The sequence below is a fragment of the Streptomyces sp. NPDC006798 genome (genome assembly GCF_040635975.1).
Lineage (GTDB): Bacteria > Actinomycetota > Actinomycetes > Streptomycetales > Streptomycetaceae > Streptomyces.
In genome coordinates, this window is the sequence record NZ_JBEYIS010000005.1 from 159,848 (window position 1) to 176,390 (window position 16,543).

A 16,543-nucleotide genomic window follows, 5' to 3' on the forward strand; every position below is an offset into this window, starting at 1 on the left:
CCGGAAACCCGGTCGGCCGGGCCCTCGCCGGGCCCTTACACTGGGCGGAGCGAAAGGCTTGGATGGGGACGAGTAGCTTCGTACGCAGCCATGAGCGACCCGGGGACGGTGCGAGCCCGGGGGCGAGCGCGAGGTGAAGCATCACCCCGGAGCCGCCGGAAGAAAGCCGCGGGTCAGCCCGTACGGCGAGTAGAACCGGCGTCGCGACCCCAATGAGGGGGCGGTGCGCAGCGCGCCGCCAAGGAGGGTGGTACCGCGGGAGCCGGAGGCTCTCGTCCCTCCGACGGAAGAGAATCTGTCCGCCGGAGGAGTTCGCCCATGACACCCCCGCAGTACCGCCAGGTGCCCGCCCAGGTCGATCTGCCCGCCCTGGAGCACGCCGTCCTCGACTTCTGGCGCGAGAACAAGGTCTTCGACAAGAGCCTCGCCCAGTCCGAGGGCCGCCCCGAGTGGGTGTTCTACGAGGGCCCGCCGACCGCCAACGGGATGCCGGGCGCGCACCACATCGAGGCCCGCGTCTTCAAGGACGTCTTCCCCCGGTTCCGTACGATGCGCGGCTACCACGTGGCCCGGAAGGCCGGCTGGGACTGCCACGGCCTGCCCGTGGAGCTGGCCGTCGAGAAGGAGCTGGGCTTCTCCGGCAAGCAGGACATCGAGGCGTACGGCATCGCCGAGTTCAACGCGAAGTGCCGCGAGTCGGTGACCCGGCACACCGACGCCTTCGCCGAGCTGACCGAGCGGATGGGCTACTGGGTCGACCTCGACGACGCCTACTGGACCATGAAGCCGGAGTACATCGACTCCGTCTGGTGGTCGCTGAAGCAGATCTTCGACAAGGGCCTGCTGGTCCAGGACCATCGGGTGGCGCCCTGGTGCCCCCGCTGCGGTACCGGCCTCTCCGACCACGAGCTGGCCCAGGGGTACGAGACGGTCGTCGACCCCTCGGTCTACGTCCGGCTTCCCCTCACCTCGGGCCCGCTCGCGGGCGAGGCGGCGCTGCTGGTGTGGACGACGACCCCGTGGACCCTGGTGTCGAACACCGCGGTCGCCGCCCACCCGGAGGTCACCTATGTGGTGGCCACCGACGGCACGGAGCAGATCGTCGTCGCCGAGCCGCTGCTGGAGAAGGCGCTCGGCGAGGGCTGGGAGGCCACCGGGAAGTCGTTCACCGGCGCCGAGATGGAGCGGTGGACCTACCAGCGCCCCTTCGACCTGGTCGACTTCCCGGCGCCCGCGCAGTTCGTGGTCAACGCCGACTACGTCACCACCGAGGACGGTACGGGCCTGGTCCACCAGGCGCCCGCCTTCGGTGAGGACGACCTCAAGGTCTGCCGGGCCTACGGCCTGCCGGTGGTCAACCCGGTCCGCCCCGACGGCACCTTCGACGAGGAGCTGCCGCTGGTCGGCGGGGTCTTCTTCAAGAAGGCCGACGAAGCGCTCACCGCCGACCTCGGCGCCCGCGGTCTGCTCTTCCGCCACCAGCCGTACGAGCACAGCTACCCCCACTGCTGGCGCTGCCACACGGCTCTCCTCTACTACGCCCAGCCGTCCTGGTACATCCGCACCACCGCGGTCAAGGACCGGCTGATCGAGGAGAACGAGAACACCAACTGGTTCCCCGACTCGGTCAAGCACGGCCGGTTCGGCGACTGGCTCAACAACAACATCGACTGGGCGCTCTCCCGCAACCGCTACTGGGGCACCCCGCTGCCGATCTGGCGCTGCGAGGAGGGGCACCTCACCTGTGTCGGCTCCCGTGCCGAGCTGTCGGAGCTGACCGGCGAGGACCAGTCCGGGCTGGATCCGCACCGCCCCTTCATCGACGACGTCACCTTCGACTGCCCGCAGTGTCCCGGTTCCGCTCCGGCGACCCGGGTGCCCGAGGTCATCGACGCCTGGTACGACGCCGGGTCCATGCCGTTCGCGCAGTGGGGCTATCCGTACAAGAACAAGGAGCTCTTCGAGAAGCGCTACCCGGCGCAGTTCATCTCGGAGGCCATCGACCAGACCCGCGGCTGGTTCTACACCCTGATGGCCGTCGGCACCCTGGTCTTCGACAAGTCGTCGTACGAGAACGTGGTCTGCCTCGGCCATATCCTCGCCGAGGACGGCCGGAAGATGTCCAAGCACCTGGGCAACATCCTCCAGCCGATCCCGCTGATGGACCAGCACGGCGCCGACGCCGTCCGCTGGTTCATGGCCGCGGGCGGCTCGCCCTGGTCGGCCCGGCGGGTGGGCCACAGCACCATCCAGGAAGTGGTCCGCAAGACCCTCCTCACCTACTGGAACACCGTCGCCTTCCAGGCCCTGTACGCCCGTACCTCCGGCTGGGCCCCGTCCGCCGCCGACCCGGCCCCCGCCGACCGCCCGGTCCTCGACCGCTGGCTGCTCGGCGAGCTGAACACCCTGGTCGGCGAGGTCACCGAGGCCATGGAGGGGTACGACACCCAGCGGGCCGGAAAGCTGCTCTCGGCCTTCGTCGACGATCTGTCGAACTGGTACGTCCGCCGCTCCCGGCGCCGGTTCTGGCAGGGCGACGCGGCGGCGCTGCGCACCCTGCACGAGGTCGTCGAGACCGTGACCCGGCTGATGGCCCCGCTGACCCCGTTCATCACCGAGCGGGTCTGGCAGGACCTGATCGTCCCGGTCACCCCGGACGCCCCCGAGTCGGTCCATCTCACCACGTGGCCGACGGCCGACGCCTCGGCGGTCGACCCGGCGCTCTCCCGGCAGATGATCCTGGTCCGGCGGCTGGTCGAGCTGGGCCGGGCGACCCGGGCCGAGTCGGGCGTCAAGACCCGGCAGCCGCTCTCCCGGGCCCTGGTCGGCGCCGGTGGTTTCGACGCCCTCTCGGCCGAACTCCGCGCCCAGATCACGGAGGAGCTGAACATCTCGTCGCTCGCGGCGCTCTCCGAGGTCGGCGGATCCCTGGTGGACACCACCGCCAAGGCCAACTTCCGGGCACTCGGCAAGCGGTTCGGCAAGGGGGTGCAGGCGGTCGCCAAGGCGGTCGCCGAGACCGACGCGGCGGCCCTGTCGCTGGCGCTGCGCTCCGGTACGGCGACCCTGGAGGTCGAGGGCGAGACCATCACCCTCGGTCCGGACGAGGTCATCATCACCGAAACCCCGCGCGAGGGCTGGTCGGTGGCGTCCGACTCGGGCGCGACGGTCGCCCTCGATCTGGAGATCACCCCCGAGCTGCGGCTGGCCGGGCTCGCCCGGGACGCGATCCGGCTGATCCAGGAGGCCCGGAAGAACAGCGGTCTCGATGTGGCGGACCGGATCGCGGTGGTCTGGTCCGCGTCCGACGAGTCGACGGGCCGGGCGCTCACCGAGCACACCGGGCTGATCGCGGACGAGGTCCTCGCGACCTCCTTCACCGACGGCGCCCCGGACGACACGTTCGGGCCCGCCTTCACCGACGAACCCCTCGGGCTGACCTTCCACCTCCGTAAGGTCTGACCGGCGGGCCACGGCCCGTTCCGTTTCATCCCGTACGCCGCACCGCGCGCCCCTCGCGCGGTGCGGCGTTCGTCGTTCCCGCACCTCCGCTCCGGGCCGATCACCCGGTCCTCGTACCGAGTTGTCGACGAGGCGGCAGGACGAGATGTGACGTGGCCGACGCCGTCGGCGTCCGGTCGGCGTCCGGTCGCGCGGAGGCGTATCACCGGCGCGCGCGGCTCGCGAAGGCCCCGGGAGCGCTTCCGTACACCGCGATTCCACCCCGCCGGGCACCGGAGAGTCCGGTCGCTTACCTCCGGCAGGGCACATACACAAAAGGGCCGGGCCCGGACAATTGTCCGGGCCCGGCCCTTCCGTACAGACTGCCGACGGTTACGCGCTCGGCGCGTAGTCGCCCGTCAGTTGTCGTCCTCGTCGATCAGGAAACCGCGCATCGGCGACGGCGCCTGCTGCATCGGCTGCGGAGCCTGCGGACGGACCGGAGCCATCGGCTGGGTCATCGCGGGCGCCATCTGCTGCTGGCCACCGTACGAGGGACCGCCACCGCCCATCGGGGAGCCGCCCATCGAGGGGGCGCCGCCCATGGAGTGCCCCATCGAGGGCGCTCCGGCGGAGGCCATCGAAGGCGCCGGCGGCAGCGAGGCGGCGGCCGGAGTGCGCGGCGGGGCGAGCGAGTCGTCGGCCTGGGTCTCCAGCTGACGGAGCTGGCTCTCCAGGTAGGACTTCAGCCGGGTGCGGTACTCCCGCTCGAAGCCACGCAGGTCCTCGACCTTGCGCTCCAGCGTGGCGCGGGCCGACTCCAGCGACCCCATCGCGACGCGGTGCTTCTCCTGGGCGTCCCGCTCCAGGGCGTCGGCCTTGGCACGGGCGTCCCGCTCCAGACCCTCGGCGCGCGAACGCGCCTCGCCCACGATCTTGTTGGCCTCGGAACGGGCCTCCGCGATCGCCTGGTCGGCGGTCTGCTGGGCCAGCGAGAGAACCCGCGCGGCGCTGTCGCCACCGGGGCCGCCCTGGCCGGGCATCTGCTGCGGGTGGCCGCCCATGGGGCCGCCCTGCATCTGACCGGGACCGCCCATCGGACCACCCTGCATCGGGCCGCCCTGCATCTGACCGGGGCCACCCATCGGGCCGCCCTGCATTCCGCCCATCTGCGGGCCGCCCATGGGGCCGCCCTGCATCTGGCCGGGGCCGCCCATCGGGCCGCCGTGACTGGGACCGGCCGGCAGCTGGGGCGCACCGCCGGGCAGCTGGGGCGGGCCCATCTGCTGCTGCGGCTGCTGCTGCTGGACGGGGGGGCCCGATATGGCGGCGGGCACAGGACCCTGAGGCCGCTGGTCCTGCTGCTCCGGGCCGGGTCCCTTCCGCATGCCCTGCTGCTGCTGGTTCTGCGCCGCCGCTCGGGTCGCCGCGGCCAGCTTGGCGCGCAGGTCCTCGTTCTCGCGAAGCAGGCGGGTCAGTTCGCCCTCGACCTCGTCGAGAAAGGCATCGACCTCGTCCTCGTCATAGCCTTCTCGGAGACGGACGGTCGTGAACTGCTTGTTCCGCACGTCCTCGGGGGTCAGCGGCATGTCTTCTTCACCTCTACGTAGTCGTCGGCAGTCGGCAAGACCGTATCGTCCACAGTTACCCCCTTCACCCCGCGAAACGTCCTACGACGGAGATCAGGATGTAGACGATGATCATCAGAACGAAGAAGGACAGGTCGAGTGCCACGCCCCCGAAACGCAACGGCGGGATGAACCGCCGAAGAAGCTTGAGCGGTGGATCGGTGACAGTGTAGGTGGCCTCAAGGACGACCACCATCACCTTCCCGGGTTGCCATGAACGAGCGAACTGGAAGACGTAGTCCATGACCAATCGGAAGAACAGCACGACCAGGAAGCACACCAACGCGATGTAAACCACCTGTAGTGCGACACCCATGCCGTGCTTCCCTCTCCCCTGTGCTCTCGCGGTCCGGCCTCCTCGGCCGGGGTCGTCCCGATGACGCGTTCTCAGCTCTGGTTGAAGAATCCGCCCTCTGCGATACGGGCCTTGTCCTCCGCCGTGACATCGACGTTAGCAGGCGACAGGAGGAAGACCTTCTGGGTCACCCGTTCAATACTCCCGTGGAGGCCGAAGACGAGTCCGGCGGCAAAGTCGACAAGTCGCTTCGCGTCGGTGTCGTCCATCTCCGTCAGATTCATGATCACCGGAGTGCCCTCACGGAAGTGTTCCCCGATGGTACGGGCCTCGTTGTAGGTCCGGGGGTGCAAAGTTGTGATGCGGTACGGCTCCCGCTCGGACACGACCTTGGGCATGATCACCGGCGCGTTCTTCTCCAGGCTCGGACGTTCGGGTGTGATGGACGCCACGGGGGCGATACGGGCCGGGCGCCCGCTCTCGGCGGGCATGGCGGCGGCGACATGCGCCACCGGCTCGCGCGGCGCGGGGGGTTGCACCGCTCGCACCGGCTCCTCCCGCTCCATCTGATGCGGGGGCTGATGCCGCCGGTGCTCCCGCTCGGGCTCGGGCTCGGGTTCGAAGTCGTCGTCGGGGTCGAAGCCCCGGCCGTCGTACCCATCGTCCTCCACGAGGCCGAGGTAGACCGCCATCTTGCGCATCGCGCCGGCCATGCTCTGAGTCCTCCGCTCTGTGGTGGATCGCCTTGTCGCCGATGTCGCAGTGTCACCAAGTGTCCGCGATCCACGTGTCACGCCCACATTTTGGCGGGAATGACCATATTTTCTGCTGTGGTCCGACTTGCTTCGCGACGTTACCCGAGCCGGGGACGGACTCCGAGTACCGCAGTGCCGACGCGTACATGTGTCGCACCCGCGGCCACGGCCTCCTCGAGGTCCGCGCTCATTCCCGCGGAGACCATGTTCGCAGCAGGATGCCCCGCGCGCAGGCCCGATGAGAATTCCCTCAGCCGCTCGAAGGCGGCTCGCGGCCGGTCGGCATACGGCCCGGTCAGCGGCGCCACCGTCATCAGACCGCCGAGCCGGAGGGCCGGCGCGGCGGCGACCGCGGCGGCCAACTCCTCGATCCCGCCGGGCGCCACGCCGCCGCGCTCACCGCGCGCGGCCCCCTCCTCGGCGTCGAGGGCGACCTGGATCAGACAGCCGACCTCCCGGCCGGCCCGCTCGGCGGCGGCGGAGAGCGCTGTGACAAGTCTTACTCGGTCGACCGAGTGCACCACATCGGCATAACGCACCACCGAACGGACCTTATTGGTCTGCAACTGACCGACGAAGTGCCAGCTGAGATCGAGATCGGCACAGGCTTCCGCCTTGGGCCCGGCGTCCTGGTCGCGGTTCTCCGCCACATGGCGTACGCCGAGTTCATGAAGGATCCGTACGTCGGACGCGGGATAGGTCTTGGTGACGACGATCAGCGTCACCTCCTCGCGCTGCCGCCCGGCGGCGGCACAGGCGGCGGCGATACGTTCCTCCACCGCCGCCAGATTCGCGGCCAGTTCGGACCGGCGATCCGTCATGTCTCTTCCCTTCCGGGCCCGTCCGGCCGCTCGATCCAGACATATCCGGCGAGCCGCCCGGTGGTGCGGTCCCGGCGGTACGAAAAGTGGTCCGCGGACTCCAGGGTGCAGACACCCGCGTCCTGACGGTCCGTGACCCCGAGCCGGGCCAGCTGGGCGTGGACCCCGGCGGCCACGTCCACGGCCGGGGTGCCCCGGCTCGTGGTGGCCCGGGCGGCGGGCTCGACCGCCGCGACCTCGGACCGCATCGCGTCGGGGACCTCGTAACACCGTCCGCATACCGAAGGTCCGGTCCTGGCGGTGATCCGCTCCGGCCGGGCTCCGAGGGCGACCATCGCCGCCACCGTCGCGGGCACCACCCCGGCCACCATCCCGGGCCGGCCCGCGTGGGCGGCCCCGGCGACCCCGGCGACCGGATCGGCCAGCAGTACCGGAACGCAGTCGGCGGTCAGTACGGCGAGCGCCAGCCCCGGACGGGCGGTGACCACCGCGTCCACCGAGGGCACCGGGCCCTCGCCCCAAGGGCCTTCGACCACGGCCACGTCCCGGCCGTGGACCTGGTTCATCCAGACCACCCGGGCCGGGTCGAGCCCCAGCGACTTCGCCGCGATCGCCCGGTTGGCCGTGACGGCCGCCGGGTCGTCGCCGACCGCGCCGCCGAGGTTCAGCTCCTCGTACGGAACGGCGCTCACCCCGCCCCACCGGTCGGTGAAGGCGAAGCGCGCGCCGTTCTCGTCTATCGCGTCGTGCCCCACGGTCACTTCAGGAAGTCCGGCACGTCCAGCTCTTCGGCGGAGGTGTCGCTGTAGGAACGGGTCGAGGGGACCTGCGGTGCCGGGGCCGGGGACTCGTCCCGGACCGAGACCGGCTCGGGGGCCGGGGACTCGTCGCGGACCGGGACCGTACCGAGGCCGCCGGAGCGGACGGCCGACTCGGCCGGACGGGACGGGGCCGGGGCGGGCTCGTCGCGCTTGGCGGAGGACGAGCCGAGCACGGTGTCGCGGCGGGCGGGCGGCTGGCCGCCGTCGAATCCGGCCGCGATCACGGTGACCCGGACCTCGTCGCCCAGCGCGTCGTCGATCACCGCGCCGAAGATGATGTTCGCCTCGGGGTGGGCGGCCTCACTCACCAGCTGGGCCGCCTCGTTGATCTCGAAGAGACCGAGGTCGGAACCGCCGGAGATGGAGAGCAGCACCCCGCGGGCGCCGTCGATGGACGCCTCCAGCAGCGGCGAGGAGATGGCCATCTCGGCCGCGGCCACCGCACGGTCGTCGCCGCGCGCCGAGCCGATGCCCATCAGCGCCGATCCGGCCTCCGACATCACGGACTTGACGTCGGCGAAGTCGAGGTTGATCAGACCCGGGGTGGTGATCAGGTCGGTGATCCCCTGGACGCCGGAGAGCAGTACCTGGTCGGCGGACTTGAACGCGTCGAGCACGCTGACCTGGCGGTCCGAGATGGAGAGCAGCCGGTCGTTGGGGATGACGATGAGGGTGTCGACCTCTTCGCGGAGTTCGGCGATGCCGTCCTCCGCCTGGTTGGCCCGGCGCCTGCCCTCGAAGGTGAAGGGGCGGGTCACCACACCGATCGTCAGGGCGCCCAGGGAGCGGGCGATATTGGCCACGACGGGCGCGCCGCCGGTGCCGGTGCCGCCGCCCTCACCGGCGGTGACGAAGACCATGTCGGCCCCCTTGAGGACCTCCTCGATCTCCTCCCGGTGGTCCTCGGCGGCCTTGCGGCCGACGGCCGGGTTGGCCCCGGCGCCGAGCCCGCGGGTGAGTTCCCGGCCGACGTCGAGCTTGACGTCGGCGTCGCTCATCAACAGCGCCTGGGCGTCCGTGTTGATCGCGATGAACTCGACGCCCTTGAGGCCGACCTCGATCATTCGGTTGATGGCATTGACACCACCGCCGCCGACACCGATGACCTTGATGACTGCGAGGTAGTTCTGCGGTGCTGCCACGTCGAAGGCCTCTCGCCTCGAAAATATGTGTTGCCGTGGTGCGGTCGCGCACCCCGGCGACGGATGCCGATGGGACGGTCCGGAGCGCCGACCCGAACCCTAACGTTGAAGTTTAGGGTTATCAGTGTGTCCGTTCCCTGGACTCCTCCGAACAGGACACTAAGTCGACACGTGGCGCGCGTTCAATGAACACGCCGAACGTCCCGTTTTTCTTTTCACCCTATGTGATCAGCCGTTGCGCGCACCACCCAGGGGGCGGGGCCTGGGCATTTGTGCGTCAACTCCCGGACACGGCGGGCGCGGTGGGGGCGCTGACGTCGTACTCGCGGGCCTTCGGCGCGGCCTTCATGAGCGCCGTCAGGGCACGGGCCTTCTGCTCGCCCTGTTCGGGGCCGCCCCAGAAGACGCTCCGCCCCCCGGCCAGCTCGGCGGTGATGTCGTCGTATGAACGGACCACCAGGGTACGGAGGTCGGCGGCAGCCTTCGGGGGCAGTTCGCCCCGGACCCGGACCGCCTCGGAGACCAGCCGGTCGGCGCCGAACCGCCGCAGACTCGGCGATCCGGACGCTTCCAGGCGTAGCCGGGGTACGCCACCGGGCGCCCGGTCGACGGTGGCGAACCGTACGCCCTTCCGGTCCACTTCGACGAAGCGCGCGCCCTGTTCCAGGACGAGGACGGGCCGTCGTTCGACCACGTCGAGGACGATCCCGTCCGGCCAGGAGCGGGAGACCACGACCGAGTCGATCCGGGGCAGCCGGTCGGCCAGCCGGGCCTCGACCGCGTCGGTGTCCACCGAGACCAGCGGCCCGCCGGTCGGCACCCGGGCCGCCTCGACGACCTGTTCGGGGGTCAGCACCCGGACCCCGGTGGCCTCGACGGTACGGACCCGGAGCCAGGAGGAACCGTAGAGGGCCCACAGCACCCCGCCGGACAGGGCGAGGACCGCGAGGGCGGTCAGCAGGGTCCTGCGGCCGCCGGGGATCCGGGCCGCCCGGCCGGGCGGGCGCTCCGGCGGCCCCGTAGGCGGTGTGCGCACCCCGCGGTCCGCGGTGGTCGGTCCGGCCACGCTCCCCGTCTCCTTCCGGCTGGCTCCCAGCCCCGGCGGCGGCGACGCCTAACGGCGGGCCGCGATCGCCTCGTACACCATGCCGACGAGGAGGTCGTCGGCGTCCCTGCGGCCGAACTCGGCGGCTGCACGGGACATCTCGTACAGCCGGTGCGGATCGGCCAGTACCGGAAGGACGCTGTCCTGCACCCACTGGGGCGTCAGTTCGGCGTCGTCGACCAGCAGTCCGCCGCCCGCCTTGACCACCGGCTGGGCGTTGAGCCGCTGTTCGCCGTTGCCGATGGGCAGCGGGACGTAGGCGGCGGGCAGCCCGACGGCGGACAGTTCGGCGACGGTCATCGCGCCCGCACGGCAGAGCATCATGTCGGCCGCGGCGTACGCGAGGTCCATCCGGTCCACGTACGGTACCGGGATGTACGGCGGCATTCCGGGCATGTTCTCGGCGCGCGGCAGTTCGTTCTTGGGGCCGACCGCGTGCAGGATCTGGATTCCGGAGCGCTGGAGCACCGGAGCGATCTGCTGGACCACCTCGTTCAGCCGGCGCGCGCCCTGGGAGCCGCCGGAGACCAGCAGGGTGGGCAGCTGGGGGTCCAGGCCGAAGGCGGCGCGCGCCTCGGGGCGCACCCGGGCGCGGTCGAGGGTGGCGATGGAGTGCCGGAGCGGGATGCCGATGTAGCGGGCGCCGCGGAGCTTGCTGTCCGGGGTGGCGACGCCGACCCCGGCCGCGTACCGGGAACCGATCTTGTTGGCGAGACCGGGCCGGGCGTTGGCCTCGTGGACGACGATGGGCACCCCGCGCCGCTTGGCGGCGAGATAGCCGGGCAGGGCGACATAACCGCCGAAGCCGACCACGCAGTCGGCCTTGGTGCGCTCCAGGATCTGCTCGGCCGCCTTGATGGTGCCGCGCAGCCGCCCGGGGACGGTGATCAGCTCCGGGGTCGGCTTCCGGGGCAGCGGTACGGCGGGGATCAGAGCCAGCTCGTAGCCGCGTTCCGGGACGAGCCTGGTCTCCAGGCCGCGTTCCGTGCCCAGTGCCGTGATGCCCACGGTCGGGTCCTGCCTGCGCAGGGCGTCCGCGAGGGCGAGCGCGGGCTCGATGTGGCCGGCGGTCCCCCCACCGGCGAGTACGACATGCACCGAAATTCACCGCTCTCCGGACGGACGCCTGGTGACGCGCCGTCTCATCGTCTTCCATCTCACGCCTGGCGAACGTACCGCCAGGGCGGCCTTCGCCGCGGGCTCGGCCCGGGCGAAGGCGATCAGCAGCCCGATCGCGAACATGGTCGGCAGCAGGGCCGACCCTCCGTAGGAGAACAGCGGGAGCGGAACCCCGGCGATCGGCAGCAGTCCGAGTACCGCACCGACGTTGACCACGGCCTGCACCGTGATCCAGGTGGTCACACCTCCCGCGGCGTACCTCACGAAGGGGTCCTCCGTGCGTCCGGCCACGCGGATACCCGCATAGCCTAGAGCCGCGAACAGGGCGAGCACCGACAGCGTCCCCGCCAGGCCCAGCTCCTCACCGGCGATGGCGAAGATGAAATCGGTATGGGGCTCCGGCAGTTGTCCCCATTTTTCCACACTGGCCCCGAGGCCGGAACCGAACCATCCGCCGGAGGCCAGGGCGTAGATCCCGTGGACGGCCTGCCAGCACTCCCCCTGGGGGCCGAGGTCGATGGCGCCGATGCACTCCAGCCGGGACATCCGGTTCTCACTGGTCCGGATCAGTACAAGACCCACCAGGGCGGAGACGCCGAGTACCCCGGCGAAGAGCCGGGTGGGGGCACCCGCCAGCCAGAGCAGCCCGAAGAGGATCGCGGCGAGGATGATCGCCGTGCCCATGTCGCCGCCCAGCATGATCAGCCCGAGCAGCAGAAAGGTCACCGGCACCAGCGGTACCAGCATGTGCTTCCACTGGGCCAGCAGCCGTCGGTCGTGTTTGCGGGCGAGCAGATCGGCGCCCCACAGGATGAGCGCCAGCTTGCCGAACTCGCTCGGCTGGAGCTGGAACGAGCCGCCGACGGAGAGCCAGTTCTGGTTGCCGCCGACCGAGACCCCTATCCCGGGGATCTGCACCAGCGCCATCAGACCGACCGTGCCGACCAGCAGCGGATAGGAAAGCGCCCGGTGCAGCCGCAGCGGTGTCCGGGAGGCCAGCAGCAGCAGTCCGGTGCCGATCAGGGCGGCCAGGAACTGCTTGCGGAAGAAGTAGGAGCCGGGCAGGGAGAGTTCCAGCGCCTTGATCATCGACGCGGAGTAGACCATCACCAGGCCGAGTACGGTGATCAGCAGGCTGCTGCCGAGGATCACGTAGTACGCGGTCAGGGGCCGGTCCCAGGCGCGGCGGGCCCGTTCGTAGAGCCGTCGCGCGCCCCGGCCGCGCGGGGGACCCGGGGGGCCGCCGGAGCGGGCGGTGCCGCTCGCGCGGGGGACCCGCGGGACCTGCCCGGCGGGACGGCCCGCGCCGCCGGTCCCCCGGGTGCGTCCGCGCGGCGCCCGGCCCGCGCCGCCCGTTCCGGAGCGGGCGAGTACGGGTACCGGCGCGTACCGCGGCCGAAACATGTCCAGCAGGCTCATTCGGCGCTGTCCCCTCCAGTCGGGCCCGGTGCCCGCCGCACCCCGCGGGCCGGGGCGCGGCGGCGCACAGGTCGGGCCGGTCAGGCGCGCTGGGCGGCGAGACCGCGGACCGCTTCCGCGAAGGACTCGCCCCGCTTGTTGTAATTGACGAACATGTCCATCGAGGCACAGGCCGGGGCCAGCAGGACGGTGTCGCCCGGCCGGGCGAGCCGCGCCGCCTCGCGGACGGCGGCGGTCATCGCCCCAGTGTCCGTCCGGTCGAGGTCCACGACCGGGACATCGGGGGCGTGTCGCGCCAGGGCTTCGGCGATCAGGGCGCGGTCGGCGCCGATCAGTACGGCCCCGCGGAGCCGTCCGGCGGCCCGGCCGACCAGTTCGTCGAAGGTGGCGCCCTTGGCGAGGCCGCCCGCGATCCACACGATCGGGTCGTAGGCCGCGAGGGACGCCTCGGCGGCATGGGTGTTGGTCGCCTTGGAGTCGTCGATGTACGCGACCCCGTCGACGTCGGCCACCTTCTCGATCCGGTGCGGGTCGGGCCGGAAGGCCCGCAGTCCGTCGCGTACGGCGCTCGCGGGCACCCCGTAGGCGCGGGCCAGCGCCGCCGCCGCGAGGGCGTTGGCGATGTTGTGCGGCGCCGGGGGCTCGACATCGGCGATCTCGGCGAGTTCCTGGGCCTGCTCCCGCCGGTTCTCGACGAAGGCCCGGTCGACCAGGATGCCGTCGACGACCCCGAGCTGGGAGGGCCCCGGGGTGCCGAGGGTGAAGCCGATCGCCCGGCAGCCCTCGACCACATCGGCCCCGCGGACCAGGTCCTCGGTGGCCGGGTCGGCGGCGTTGTAGACGCAGGCGATCTCGTTGCCCTCGTAGATCCGGCCCTTGTCGGTGGCGTAGGCGCTCATCGAGCCGTGCCAGTCGAGGTGGTCGGGGGCCAGATTGAGGACGGCGGCCGAGTGGGCCCGCAGCGACGGCGCCCAGTGCAGCTGGTAGCTGGAGAGCTCGACGGCGAGGACGTCGTACGGCTCCTCGGCGAGGACGGCGTCGAGGAGCGAGACGCCGATGTTGCCGACGGCCGCCGTGCGCAGTCCGGCCGCCTCCAGGATGGCCGCGAGCATCCGGACCGTGGTGGTCTTGCCGTTGGTCCCGGTGACGGCGAGCCAGGGCGCCGCGCCCGGCTCCCGCAGCCGCCAGGCCAGCTCGACATCGCCCCAGATCTCGACGCCCGCCGCCGCGGCGGCGGCGAACAGGGGCTTGTCGGGCCGCCAGCCGGGGGCGGTGACGATCAGCTCGGTGCCGTCGGGGAGGGTGTCCCCGTCGCCCAGCCGGACCGTTACGCCCTCGGCCGTCAACTCCGCCGCCTGGGCCTTCGCCCGGTCGTCGGCGCCGTCGTTGACGACCGTGACGAGAGCGCCGAGCCGGTGGAGCACCCTGGCGGCGGGGAGCCCGGAGACCCCCAGACCCGCCACGGTGACCCGCTTGCCCGCGAACTCCTCGCGCTTGCTCACTTGTCGGCCGCCCAGCCCGCGTAGAAGAGACCCAGTCCGACGATCACACACATGCCCTGGATGATCCAGAACCGGACCACCACAAGGACTTCGGACCACCCCTTGAGTTCGAAGTGGTGTTGCAGCGGGGCCATCCGGAAGACGCGTTTCCCGGTCATCTTGAACGATCCGACCTGGATGACCACGGACATGGTGATCAGGACGAAGAGTCCGCCGAGGATGGCCAGCAGCAGCTCGGTACGGGAGCAGATGGCCAGACCGGCCAGCGCGCCGCCGAGGGCGAGGGATCCGGTGTCACCCATGAAGATCTTGGCGGGTGAGGTGTTCCACCAGAGGAAGCCGAAGCAGGAACCCATCAGGGCCGCCGCGACCACGGCGAGGTCCAGTGGGTCGCGTACCTCGAAACACGCCTCCGGATTGGTCAGTGACGAGGCGTTGGCACAGGACTCCTGGAACTGCCAGAGACCGATGAAGGTGTAGGCGCCGAAGACCATCACCGAGGCGCCGGTGGCCAGACCGTCCAGACCGTCCGTCAGGTTCACCCCGTTGGACATGGCCAGGATCATGAAGAGGGCCCAGACCACGAAGAGCACCGGGCCGATGGTCCAGCCGAAGTCCGTGATGAAGGAGAGCTTCTCGGACGCCGGGGCGTTGCCGCGGGAGTCCTTGAACTGGAGCGCGAGTACCGCGAAGGCGATACCGACGATCAGCTGGCCCGCCATCTTCGCCTTGGCCCGCAGACCGAGCGACCGCTGCTTGACGATCTTGATGTAGTCGTCGAGGAAGCCGACCACACCCATTCCGGCCATCAGGAAGAGGACCAGGAGACCGGAGTAGGTGACCTCGCCGCCGGTGAACACCTTCGCCAGTGCGTAGGCGATCAGGGTGGCCAGGATGAAGGAGATACCGCCCATGGTGGGCGTCCCCTTCTTACTGCCGTGGGTGCGCGGCCCGTCGTCGCGGATGAACTGCCCGTACCCCTTGCGGGCCAGCAGCTTGATCAGCAGCGGCGTACCGATGAGCGACAGGAAGAGCCCGATGGCCCCCGCGAAGAGGATCTGCCTCATCGGCCGGCACCCCGCCCATCCGCGGGCACCGCCGCGTCATCGATCAGCGTCTGCGCGAGCCGTTCCAGACCTGCCGATCTGGACGCCTTCACCAGCACGACGTCTCCTGGGCGCAGCTCACTGCGCAACAGGTCGGCCGCCGCCTGTGCGTCGGACACGTGCACCGACTCCTCACCCCACGAACCCTCGTTATATGCGCCCAGTTGCAACCAGGACGCTTCCCTGCCCCCGACTGCGACGAGCTTGCTGACGTTGAGCCGGACGGCGAGCCGTCCGACCGCGTCGTGCTCGGCGAGTGCCTCGTCACCGAGCTCGGCCATGAGACCGAGCACCGCCCATGTGCGTCCCCCCCGGCTGCGCGCGTCCTGTCCCATGGCGGCCAGTGCGCGCAGCGCGGCCCGCATGGATTCGGGGTTCGCGTTGTAGGCGTCGTTGACGATCGTCACGCCGTCCGGACGCTCGGTGACCTCCATACGCCAGCGGGAGAGGGTGCCGGCCTCGGAGAGCGCGCTGGCGATCTCGTCGACGGGCATGCCCAGCTCATGGGCGACGGCGGCCGCGGCGAGCGCGTTCGACACGTGGTGCTCACCGTACAGCCGCATGGTCACTTCGCCGCACCCGGTGGGGGTGTGAAGCGTGAAGGCGGGGCGACCTTGCCGGGTGAGCCGGACATTCTCGGCACGGACGGCGGCGCTCGGGGCCTCGCCGAAGTACACGACCCGGGCCCGGGTCCGGGCGGCCATCTCCCGGACGAGGGGGTCGTCGGCGTTGAGGACGGCGACACCGTCCTCGGGCAGCGCCTCGACGATCTCCCCCTTGGCCTCGGCGATCCGCTCCCGGCCGCCGAACTCGCCGATATGGGCGGTGCCGACGTTGAGGACGACGGAGATCCGCGGCGGCACCAGTTCGGTCAGATAGCGGATGTCGCCGACGTAGCGGGCGCCCATCTCCAGGACCAGGTGCTCGGTGGTGGTGTCGGCGCGCAGGGCGGTCAGCGGCAGGCCGATCTCGTTGTTGAGATTGCCCTCCGGGTAGACCGTGGGCCCCTTGCGGGTCAGCAGCTGGGCGATCAGGTCCTTGGTGCCGGTCTTGCCGACGGAGCCGGTGAGCGCGACGGTGGTGGCGCCGAGGCGTTCCACGACGTCCCGGGCAAGGGCGCCCAGGGCCGCGGTGACATCGGGCACGACGATCGCGGGCACGCCGACGGGACGGGTGGCCAGGACGGCCGCGGCGCCGTCGGCGACGGCCCGTTCGGCGTAGTCGTGGCCGTCCGCGGTGGCGCCCGCGAAGGCGGCGAAGAGGGCACCGGGTACGACGGCCCGGGAGTCGATGACGACCGGTCCGGTGACGGTGGCGGCCGGATCCGGTATGTCGTACGGCTGCCCGCCGACGACTGCGGCGATCTCGGCGAGGGAGAGGGTGATCACT

General features: G+C 71.1%; 13 protein-coding genes. 1 reads left to right on the forward strand and 12 read right to left on the reverse strand.

The genetic code is table 11. The features are described 5' to 3' along the window. Window positions 1-318 precede the first annotated feature (318 nt). Complete coding sequence (gene ileS / locus ABZ714_RS05125) at window positions 319-3,462, forward strand: isoleucine--tRNA ligase (protein WP_358823762.1); 3,144 nt, start codon at window positions 319-321, stop codon at window positions 3,460-3,462. A 398-nt stretch (window positions 3,463-3,860) separates the two neighbouring features. Here the strand turns inward: ileS and ABZ714_RS05130 are convergent, their stop codons facing one another. The 12 genes from ABZ714_RS05130 to murF all read right to left on the reverse strand — a co-directional run bounded on the left by ABZ714_RS05130 (window position 3,861) and on the right by murF (window position 16,542). Further along, entirely contained in the window at window positions 3,861-5,030 is a 1,170-nt protein-coding gene (locus tag ABZ714_RS05130; RefSeq protein WP_358823763.1) for a DivIVA domain-containing protein, read from the reverse strand. Between the two features lie 64 nt (window positions 5,031-5,094). Continuing rightward, window positions 5,095-5,385 carry a YggT family protein gene (locus ABZ714_RS05135; protein WP_358823764.1) on the reverse strand — a complete coding sequence of 97 codons (291 nt, stop codon included), beginning with the start codon at window positions 5,383-5,385 and terminating at the stop codon, window positions 5,095-5,097. A 71-nt stretch (window positions 5,386-5,456) separates the two neighbouring features. Next, a complete protein-coding gene (sepF, locus tag ABZ714_RS05140; protein ID WP_358823765.1) occupies window positions 5,457-6,077 on the reverse strand; it encodes a cell division protein SepF in 621 nt (206 codons plus the stop codon). A gap of 140 nt (window positions 6,078-6,217) precedes the next feature. Next, window positions 6,218-6,940 (reverse strand): YggS family pyridoxal phosphate-dependent enzyme, encoded by a 723-nt coding sequence (locus tag ABZ714_RS05145; protein WP_358823766.1) that lies wholly within the window; start codon window positions 6,938-6,940, stop codon window positions 6,218-6,220. After that, the gene (gene pgeF / locus ABZ714_RS05150) at window positions 6,937-7,701 is read right to left on the reverse strand and encodes a peptidoglycan editing factor PgeF (protein ID WP_358823767.1); all 765 of its coding nucleotides are present in this window, start codon (window positions 7,699-7,701) and stop codon (window positions 6,937-6,939) included. The genes ABZ714_RS05145 and pgeF overlap by 4 nt, the downstream gene beginning before the upstream one ends. After that, window positions 7,698-8,903, reverse strand: a complete 1,206-nt coding sequence (gene ftsZ / locus ABZ714_RS05155; RefSeq protein WP_358823768.1) for a cell division protein FtsZ — start codon at window positions 8,901-8,903, stop codon at window positions 7,698-7,700. The genes pgeF and ftsZ overlap by 4 nt, the downstream gene beginning before the upstream one ends. A 277-nt stretch (window positions 8,904-9,180) precedes the next feature. Continuing rightward, window positions 9,181-9,969, reverse strand: coding sequence for an FtsQ-type POTRA domain-containing protein (locus ABZ714_RS05160; protein WP_358823769.1), 789 nt, complete (start codon window positions 9,967-9,969; stop codon window positions 9,181-9,183). Between the two features lie 48 nt (window positions 9,970-10,017). Further along, window positions 10,018-11,106, reverse strand: coding sequence for an undecaprenyldiphospho-muramoylpentapeptide beta-N-acetylglucosaminyltransferase (gene murG / locus ABZ714_RS05165; RefSeq protein WP_358823770.1), 1,089 nt, complete (start codon window positions 11,104-11,106; stop codon window positions 10,018-10,020). 6 nt (window positions 11,107-11,112) lie between these two features. After that, entirely contained in the window at window positions 11,113-12,546 is a 1,434-nt protein-coding gene (gene ftsW, locus ABZ714_RS05170; RefSeq protein WP_358823771.1) for a putative lipid II flippase FtsW, read from the reverse strand. Between the two features lie 80 nt (window positions 12,547-12,626). After that, window positions 12,627-14,048 carry a UDP-N-acetylmuramoyl-L-alanine--D-glutamate ligase gene (murD, locus tag ABZ714_RS05175; protein WP_358823772.1) on the reverse strand — a complete coding sequence of 474 codons (1,422 nt, stop codon included), beginning with the start codon at window positions 14,046-14,048 and terminating at the stop codon, window positions 12,627-12,629. Further along, window positions 14,045-15,115, reverse strand: coding sequence for a phospho-N-acetylmuramoyl-pentapeptide-transferase (mraY, locus tag ABZ714_RS05180; RefSeq protein ID WP_358823773.1), 1,071 nt, complete (start codon window positions 15,113-15,115; stop codon window positions 14,045-14,047). The genes murD and mraY overlap by 4 nt, the downstream gene beginning before the upstream one ends. Continuing rightward, the gene (murF, locus tag ABZ714_RS05185) at window positions 15,112-16,542 is read right to left on the reverse strand and encodes a UDP-N-acetylmuramoyl-tripeptide--D-alanyl-D-alanine ligase (RefSeq protein WP_358823774.1); all 1,431 of its coding nucleotides are present in this window, start codon (window positions 16,540-16,542) and stop codon (window positions 15,112-15,114) included. The genes mraY and murF overlap by 4 nt, the downstream gene beginning before the upstream one ends. Window position 16,543 lies beyond the last annotated feature (1 nt).